The organism is Asticcacaulis sp., assembly GCF_027484505.1.
In the GTDB taxonomy this organism is placed as follows: Bacteria; Pseudomonadota; Alphaproteobacteria; order Caulobacterales; family Caulobacteraceae; genus Asticcacaulis.
On the sequence record NZ_JAIXSV010000262.1, the window covers coordinates 1 to 6,345 of the forward strand.

Annotated in this window: 7 protein-coding genes and 2 pseudogenes; 6 read left to right on the top strand and 3 right to left on the bottom strand. The window is 65.1% G+C overall.

The features are described from left to right. Window positions 1-96: 96 nt before the first annotated feature. The 5 genes from Q0072_RS15615 (at window position 97) to Q0072_RS15635 (ending at window position 3,690) form a co-directional block, all read left to right on the top strand. Window positions 97-537 carry a transposase gene (locus Q0072_RS15615; protein ID WP_298331937.1) on the top strand — a complete coding sequence of 147 codons (441 nt, stop codon included), beginning with the start codon at window positions 97-99 and terminating at the stop codon, window positions 535-537. Further along, window positions 534-881, top strand: a complete 348-nt coding sequence (gene tnpB, locus Q0072_RS15620) for an IS66 family insertion sequence element accessory protein TnpB (protein WP_298331939.1) — start codon at window positions 534-536, stop codon at window positions 879-881. Before Q0072_RS15615 ends, tnpB (Q0072_RS15620) begins: the two co-directional genes overlap by 4 nt. An 80-nt stretch (window positions 882-961) precedes the next feature. Then, window positions 962-2,551 (top strand): IS66 family transposase, encoded by a 1,590-nt coding sequence (locus Q0072_RS15625; protein ID WP_298331951.1) that lies wholly within the window; start codon window positions 962-964, stop codon window positions 2,549-2,551. Continuing rightward, a complete protein-coding gene (locus tag Q0072_RS15630; RefSeq protein ID WP_298331942.1) occupies window positions 2,548-3,189 on the top strand; it encodes a plasmid pRiA4b ORF-3 family protein in 642 nt (213 codons plus the stop codon). The genes Q0072_RS15625 and Q0072_RS15630 overlap by 4 nt, the downstream gene beginning before the upstream one ends. A 138-nt stretch (window positions 3,190-3,327) precedes the next feature. Next, entirely contained in the window at window positions 3,328-3,690 is a 363-nt protein-coding gene (locus tag Q0072_RS15635) for a plasmid pRiA4b ORF-3 family protein (RefSeq protein WP_366941828.1), read from the top strand. Between the two features lie 2 nt (window positions 3,691-3,692). Here the strand turns inward: Q0072_RS15635 and Q0072_RS15640 are convergent. From Q0072_RS15640 to Q0072_RS15650, 3 genes and pseudogenes are all read right to left on the bottom strand, one after another. Next, window positions 3,693-5,270, bottom strand: a pseudogene (locus Q0072_RS15640) (IS66 family transposase); the annotation flags it as partial. Window positions 5,271-5,348: 78 nt separating this feature from the next. After that, window positions 5,349-5,696, bottom strand: coding sequence for an IS66 family insertion sequence element accessory protein TnpB (tnpB, locus tag Q0072_RS15645; protein WP_298331945.1), 348 nt, complete (start codon window positions 5,694-5,696; stop codon window positions 5,349-5,351). Beyond that, window positions 5,693-6,130: a transposase gene (locus tag Q0072_RS15650; protein ID WP_298331948.1), complete on the bottom strand. Its 438-nt coding sequence runs from the start codon at window positions 6,128-6,130 to the stop codon at window positions 5,693-5,695. Before Q0072_RS15650 ends, tnpB (Q0072_RS15645) begins: the two co-directional genes overlap by 4 nt. A 101-nt stretch (window positions 6,131-6,231) precedes the next feature. Between Q0072_RS15650 and Q0072_RS15655 the strand changes: the two are divergent. After that, window positions 6,232-6,345 (top strand): annotated as a pseudogene (locus Q0072_RS15655) (IS3 family transposase); the annotation flags it as partial.

The window sequence follows — 6,345 nt, forward strand, 5'->3', positions numbered from 1 at the left end:
GTAAGCGTCAGCCGTTGCCCGTCTTGCGGCAGGGCTGAGAACTGAGATTCTGCCGTCCCCTGATTTTGGTGGTGGCGGATGGTCGGGATTTTGGAAATGGACGGTCTTGGGAGTGCTCGTAAGAGCAGTCGCAAGGGAGGCGAGGTTCTGGTTGGCCCTGAACGGCGGCGTCGATGGAGCGTTGAGGAGAAGCTGGGCATTCTGTCGGAAGCGATGGCGCCGGGGGCCTTGGTGTCGGCAGTTTGCCGGCGGCATGGCGTTGGCAGCGGGCAATTCTATACCTGGCGTGGCCAGTTGCGCCGCGGTGAGTTGACGGGGTTCGCGCCGGTGGTTGTCGAGCAAGAAGCCCTTGCCCTGCCGCAGCCAGCATCAGTGCCGCCCGTGGCACCACGCTGTCCATCCCCTGCTGTGCCAGCAGCGGATGCGGTGGGCGCGGGATTGATTGAGCTTGTGCTGCCATCGGGTGTCGTGGTGCGGCTGCGCGGTGCTGTCGATCTGTCTCTGTTGGGCGGCGTGCTGTCGGTGCTGGTGCGATGATCGGGCCATCCGGGCCGGTGCGGGTCTATCTGGCGTGCGGTGTGACGGACATGCGCAAGGGAATGGATGGCTTGGCGGCCCAGGTACAGACGATGCTGCGGCTGGATCCGCATGGTGGTGCGATCTATGCGTTCCGGGGGCGTAGCGGTGACCGGGTGAAGCTTCTCTGGTGGGATGGCCAGGGTCTGTGTCTGTTTGCCAAGCGGCTGGAGAAGGGCCGGTTTGTCTGGCCGCGGGCGGCGGACGGGGCGGTATCGCTGACGCCGGCCCAGTTATCGATGCTGCTGGAGGGGATCGACTGGCGCAACCCGCTGCGCAGCTGGTCACCCGAGGCGGCGTGCTGAGAACCGTGGCGATGTGACTCAGGGTGGATTGGGTCCGGCGGGATGCCGGTGGACCGGCGCTTTGGTAAACTGCCCGGATGATGCAGGACAGCGCCCAGGAGATTGCCCGGTTGCGGGCAGCATTGGCGGAGCGGGAGGCGGAACTGGCCTCCGCGCGGGCGGAATTGACGGGTGCCAAGCTGCTGATTGAGCGGTATCGGCTGGAACTGGCCGCGTTGCGGCGCCAGCGGTTTGGTGCCTCGTCGGAGAAGCTGGACGGTCGGATCACGCAGCTGGAGCTGCTGCTGGAGGATCTGGAGGAAGGCGAGGCCGCGGCCCCGGTGCGGGGTGAGGCAGACAAGCCCCGCCCGGAACGGCCCCGGATACAGCCGGTGCGCCAGCCATTGCCGCCGCATCTGCCGCGTGAGGATGTGGTGCATGCACCGGGCGATGTCTGCCCCGGCTGCGGCGGGCGGCATTTCTCGCCCCTGGGCGAGGATGTGACCGAAATTCTGGAGAAGGTTCCGGCGCGGCTGAAGGTGATCCGGCATGTGCGGCCGAAACTGTCCTGCCGGACCTGTTCCACCATTGTGCAGGCCCCGTCGCCCGATCTGCCGATCACGCGCGGGCGGCCGGGTCCGGGGCTGATTGCCCAGGTGGTGGTGGGCAAATATCTGGATGGTCTGCCGCTCTACCGGCAATCGGCGATGCTGGGCCGCGAGGGCATCGAGATCGAACGCGCCACCCTGGCCGACTGGGTTGGGCACGCGGCCTGGTGGGTGGCACCGCTGGCCGAGCGGATCGGGGTCCATGTGCGGGGTGCTCCGGTCATCCATACCGACGACACGCCGGTGGCGATGCTGGCACCAGGACAGGGGCGTACCCGGACGGGTCGGCTCTGGACCTATCTGGTGGATGAGCGGCCCTGGTGCGGGGATCGGGCACCGGCGGCCTGGTACCGGTTCAGCCCCGACCGCAAGGGCGAACGGCCGCGCGAACATCTGGCCGATTACAAGGGGGTGATCCAGGCCGACGCGTTCAGCGGCTATATTGCCCTGACCCGCGCGCCGCCCAATCCGGGGGATGGGGCGGGCGATGGGGTGCCTGCCATCCGGCATGCGGCCTGCTGGGCCCATGCGCGCCGCAAATTCCACGAATTGTTTGAGGCGACGGGCTCCCCGGTCGCGGGCGAGGCGCTGGAACGGATCGCCGCCCTCTATGCCATCGAGGCGGAGATCACCGGGCAGAAGGCCGATCAGCGCCGCGACACCCGCCAACGCCTGGCCGTGCCGATGCTGGCCGACCTGAAGGTGTGGCTGGAAAACCAGGCTGGCCGCCTGTCGGCAAAGACCGCCCTGGCCAAGGCCATCCAGTATGCGCTCGGCCGCTGGACGGCGCTGTTGCTCTATACCGGGGACGGCCGGATCGGCATCGATAACAATCCGGCCGAACGCAGCCTGCGCACCATTGCCCTGACACGGAAGAATTTTCTGTTCCTGGGCTCGGAGGCCGGCGGCAAGCGGGCGGCCGACCTTTACACCGTGCTGGAGACCGCCCGGCTCAACGGGCTGAACCCGGAGGCCTGGCTGGCCGATGCCATCGACCGCATGGCCAGGGGCCACCCGATCAATCGGCTGGACGAACTTCTCCCCTGGAACTGGCGGGAACCGGCGCTACAATCGCCGGCATGAGCCAGGCCGACCCATCCCCCGGTGCCGTATCCTTCCACGAGATCGCCACTCTGCGCATCGAGTTGAAGGACAGTGATCCCCTGATCTGGCGTGAACTGGAGGTGCCCACCTCCGTCACGTTGAAGGTGCTGCACGACATCGTCCAGGTCGCCATGGGCTGGTTCGATTATCATCTCTGGGAATTCTCCCTGGACGACCGGCGCTATGGCCTGCCCACCGACGCGGATTGGGGAACCGGTCGCCTTTATGACGCCACCAAGGTCCGCCTGCGCGATATCCTGAAGCCCCGCCGCACCCGCATCGATTATCTCTATGATTTCGGGGACAATTGGGAACACCGGCTGATCATCACCCGCGTCCGTCAGGGCGATCCGGACACGGGATATCCTCGCTATCTCGGCGGAGAGCGCAATGCGCCGCCGGAGGATTGCGGCGGCATCCCAGGGTTCTACGACATGCTGGCCATCCTGGCCGACACAGACCATCCCGATCATGCCGAAATCGCCGAATGGCTCGACGAGTATGATCCCAACACCATCGATGAAATCCCAATGCAATACGCCCTCAGCCGTATCGCAAACCGCAGAAACGCCGCCGCCAAACGTCTCAAAAACAAAAAAGACGCGGGGAACAGCTGACGCTTACGCTGAAGGCGGGGTTCAGCACCAAAAAAAACACTTCTGGCATCGGAGTGCGAACGCGCTGATGTCCGAAAGGATCGGCAGGTTTGGGGAACCGGCCCCCTGCATGACGCCACCAAGGCCCGCCTGCGTGACATCCTGAAACCCCGCCGAACCCATATCGATTATCTCTATGATTTCGGCGACAATTGGGAACATCGGCTGATCGTCACCCGTGTCCGCCAGGGCGATCCGGACCTGGAATATCCCCGCTATCTCCGCGGTGAGCGCAATGCGCCGCCAGAGGATTGCGGTGGCATCCCGGGGTTCTACGACATGCTCGCCGTCCTGGCCGACCCGGACCATCCCGATCATGCCGAGATCGCCGAATGGATCGATGAGTACGATCCCGACACCATCGACGAACTCCCAATGCAATATGCCCTCAGCCGCATCGCAAGACGCAGAAACGCTGCCGCGACCCGTCTCAAAAGGAAAAACACTGCGGATAACAGCTGACGCTTACTTTGGGGCAGATCGTTGATGCGGGCCAGGACATCGGCCAGCCAGGCCTGGGGGTCGATGTCGTTGAGCTTGGCAGTGACCATCAGGCTGTACATGAACGCGGCGCGTTGGCCGCCGCGGTCGCTGCCAGCGAACATCCATGCCCGCCGCCCCAGGGCCACACCGCGCAACGCTCTTTCAGCGGCATTGTTTGTCAGGCAGAGACGGCCATCCGTCAGGAACCGGGCGAACCGTTCCCAGCGGGTCAGCATATAGTCCAGAGCCTTGGCGACGGTGGCATGCCGGGACATTGCGGCGCGCTGCTGGCGCATCCAGCTTTCCAGTTCATCGACCAGCGGCTTGGCCTTCGTCTGCCGGATGGCCAGCCGTTCATCGATGGTCGAACCATTGATCGTGCGCTCCAGATCGAACAGCACGTCAATACGCTTCACGGCCTCCAGGGCGACAGGCGAGATTTCCGCTGCCTTGGCACCGCGACGGGCCTTGGTGGCAATGTCGGCCAGTTCAAAGAACTTGCGTCTTGCATGGGCCCAGCACAGCGCGTCCGTCACCGGCGCCGGTTTGCGGGCCGCGTCAAACAGCCGGTCATAGCCCGCATAGGCATCAGCCTGGAGCAGGCCTGTGTATCCGCCCAGATGCTCCTGCGGATGTGTGCCGCTGCGATCCCTTGAATAGTAGAACAAGGCCGCCGGTGGGGCCGGGCCGGCAAAGGGCCGGTCATCGCGGACATAGACCCAGCGCCGGGCGGTATCGGTCTTGCCTTTGGCCAGCACCGGCACCGTGGTGTCGTCGCCATGCAGGCGCTCCGCTGCCAGGACATGGCGCTCCAGCAGCGTATGCAGCGGCTTCAAGGTGGCACAGGCATGGCCAACCTGATCGGCCGCTGTCGACAGGCTGACGGGCAGCCCCTCGCGGGCAAAGCGTTCGCACTGCCGGTTCAGCGGCAAATGGTGGGCGAACTTGTCGACCAGAATGCTGGCCAGCAGGTTCGGCCCCGCCCATCCCCGGGGTGTGGCATGGAATGGGGCCGGTGCCTGGCTGATCCGCTCGCAATCACGGCAGCTCACCTTTTCCCGCACGGTCTGGATGATCTTGTGGGAGGCGGGAATGCGCTCGGCGCTCTCCGTCACCGTCTCCCCCAGCCGGGACAGGCGGGAGGACCCGCAACAGGGGCAACTGGTGGGGGCCGGGATCACTACGCGCTCGCGCGGCAGATGCTCCGGGAACGGCTGGCGCGAGGGGCGCTTACGTGCAAAGGCCGTCACGCTGGTGGTCTGGGCGGCCGCCTGTTCAGCTGCCAGCTCATCCTCACGGGCGCTGGCCTCCAGCTCCTCCAGTTCCAGCTCCAACTGGTCCAGCAGCCGCGCCTTGCGCTCCGACCGTTGACCATAGAGTTCCCGCTGGAGCTTCTCGATCAGCAGTTTCAGGGCGGCGATCTGGGCCTGGGTATCTGTCTCCACAGCCGCCAGCTTTGCCTGCGCGGCAGCGGCCAGCTGCTCCGCAGCCAGGGCCTTGGCCTGTGCTTGGGCCAGCGCTGCACGTAGAGAAATGAGGTCATCGGGCGGGGCATCCATAGGCCCGATTATACCAAAACCCCGCAGAAATCCTCGACTTTTCTAGAGGTCCCCACGCATTTCCCAAACCCCGCCGCCCTATCCAGCCAGGGCGGGCCGGGCCGTATGTTGGGGATTGCGCCAGTCTATGCCGTGCAGCAAATACGCGAACTGTGGACCCGATATCGCAACACAGCCGCCGCTGGGGGCGGGCCAGATGAACCGTCCCCGTTCCAGCCGCTTGACATACAAAGACATGCCAACCCCGTCATGCCACAGGCATTTCAACAGCGTGCCGCTGCGGCCACGGAATACGTAAAGATCACCGGCGTGCGGGTCCCGGCCCAGACCCTGCTGCACCTTCAGCGCCAGCGAATTCATCCCACAGCGCATGTCGGTCACCCCACCCGCCAGCCAAACCCGTACATCCGACGCAACCGGGATCATGAGCACCGCCCAGGAACCGCCAGGACCTTCAGCACACTGACCGCCAATGCCGGATCAACAGTACCCTGCATCCGCACACACGTCCCGCCAGGAAGCGTGACCTCCAGTATCGCTGGCACCGCCGGTACCGGCGGATCCTCAGCAACCGCTGGCTCGGTGCAAATGGACGGCGGCGGAACTGACGGTGCCGGGCCATCATCCAGCGCCACAGTCACAGGCAAAAAGCCGGTATCGCCAACCTCCGCCTCCACCGGAACCGAAAGCTCACGCCGCCAGCGGTACAGCAGGCTTTCATGAACACCCAGCCGCCGTGCCGCCGCCGCAACCATACCCCCCGGCCGAAACGCTTCATCAACCAGACGGGCTTTATCATCCCGGCTGTAGAACCGGCGACGCTCCGTGCCAGTCAGAAACTCCGCCCGCTGATAAGACATGAATTTTGCTACTCGTTTGCATCCGCGCAATGACGCGCAACACAAACATCCGCAAATCCGCCATGCCCGACAAGGCGGCACTCACCGGAGGCGTACCGTTCAGCGATGGAAGGCGGTTCCGCATCCTGGCGGTGGTGGATGATTTCTCACGCGAATGCCTGGCCCTGGTGGCGGACACCTCGCTGTCCGGCAAGCGGGTGGCGCGGGAGCTGGAC

Coding starts and splice junctions, on each gene's coding strand:
- Q0072_RS15625 (WP_298331951.1), top strand. CDS start 962: ATGCAGGACAGCGCCCAGGAGATTGCCCGGTTGCGGGCAGCATTGGCG.
- tnpB (WP_298331945.1), bottom strand. CDS start 5,696: ATGATCCCGGTTGCGTCGGATGTACGGGTTTGGCTGGCGGGTGGGGTG.
- Q0072_RS15630 (WP_298331942.1), top strand. CDS start 2,548: ATGAGCCAGGCCGACCCATCCCCCGGTGCCGTATCCTTCCACGAGATC.
- Q0072_RS15615 (WP_298331937.1), top strand. CDS start 97: ATGGACGGTCTTGGGAGTGCTCGTAAGAGCAGTCGCAAGGGAGGCGAG.
- tnpB (WP_298331939.1), top strand. CDS start 534: ATGATCGGGCCATCCGGGCCGGTGCGGGTCTATCTGGCGTGCGGTGTG.
- Q0072_RS15650 (WP_298331948.1), bottom strand. CDS start 6,130: ATGTCTTATCAGCGGGCGGAGTTTCTGACTGGCACGGAGCGTCGCCGG.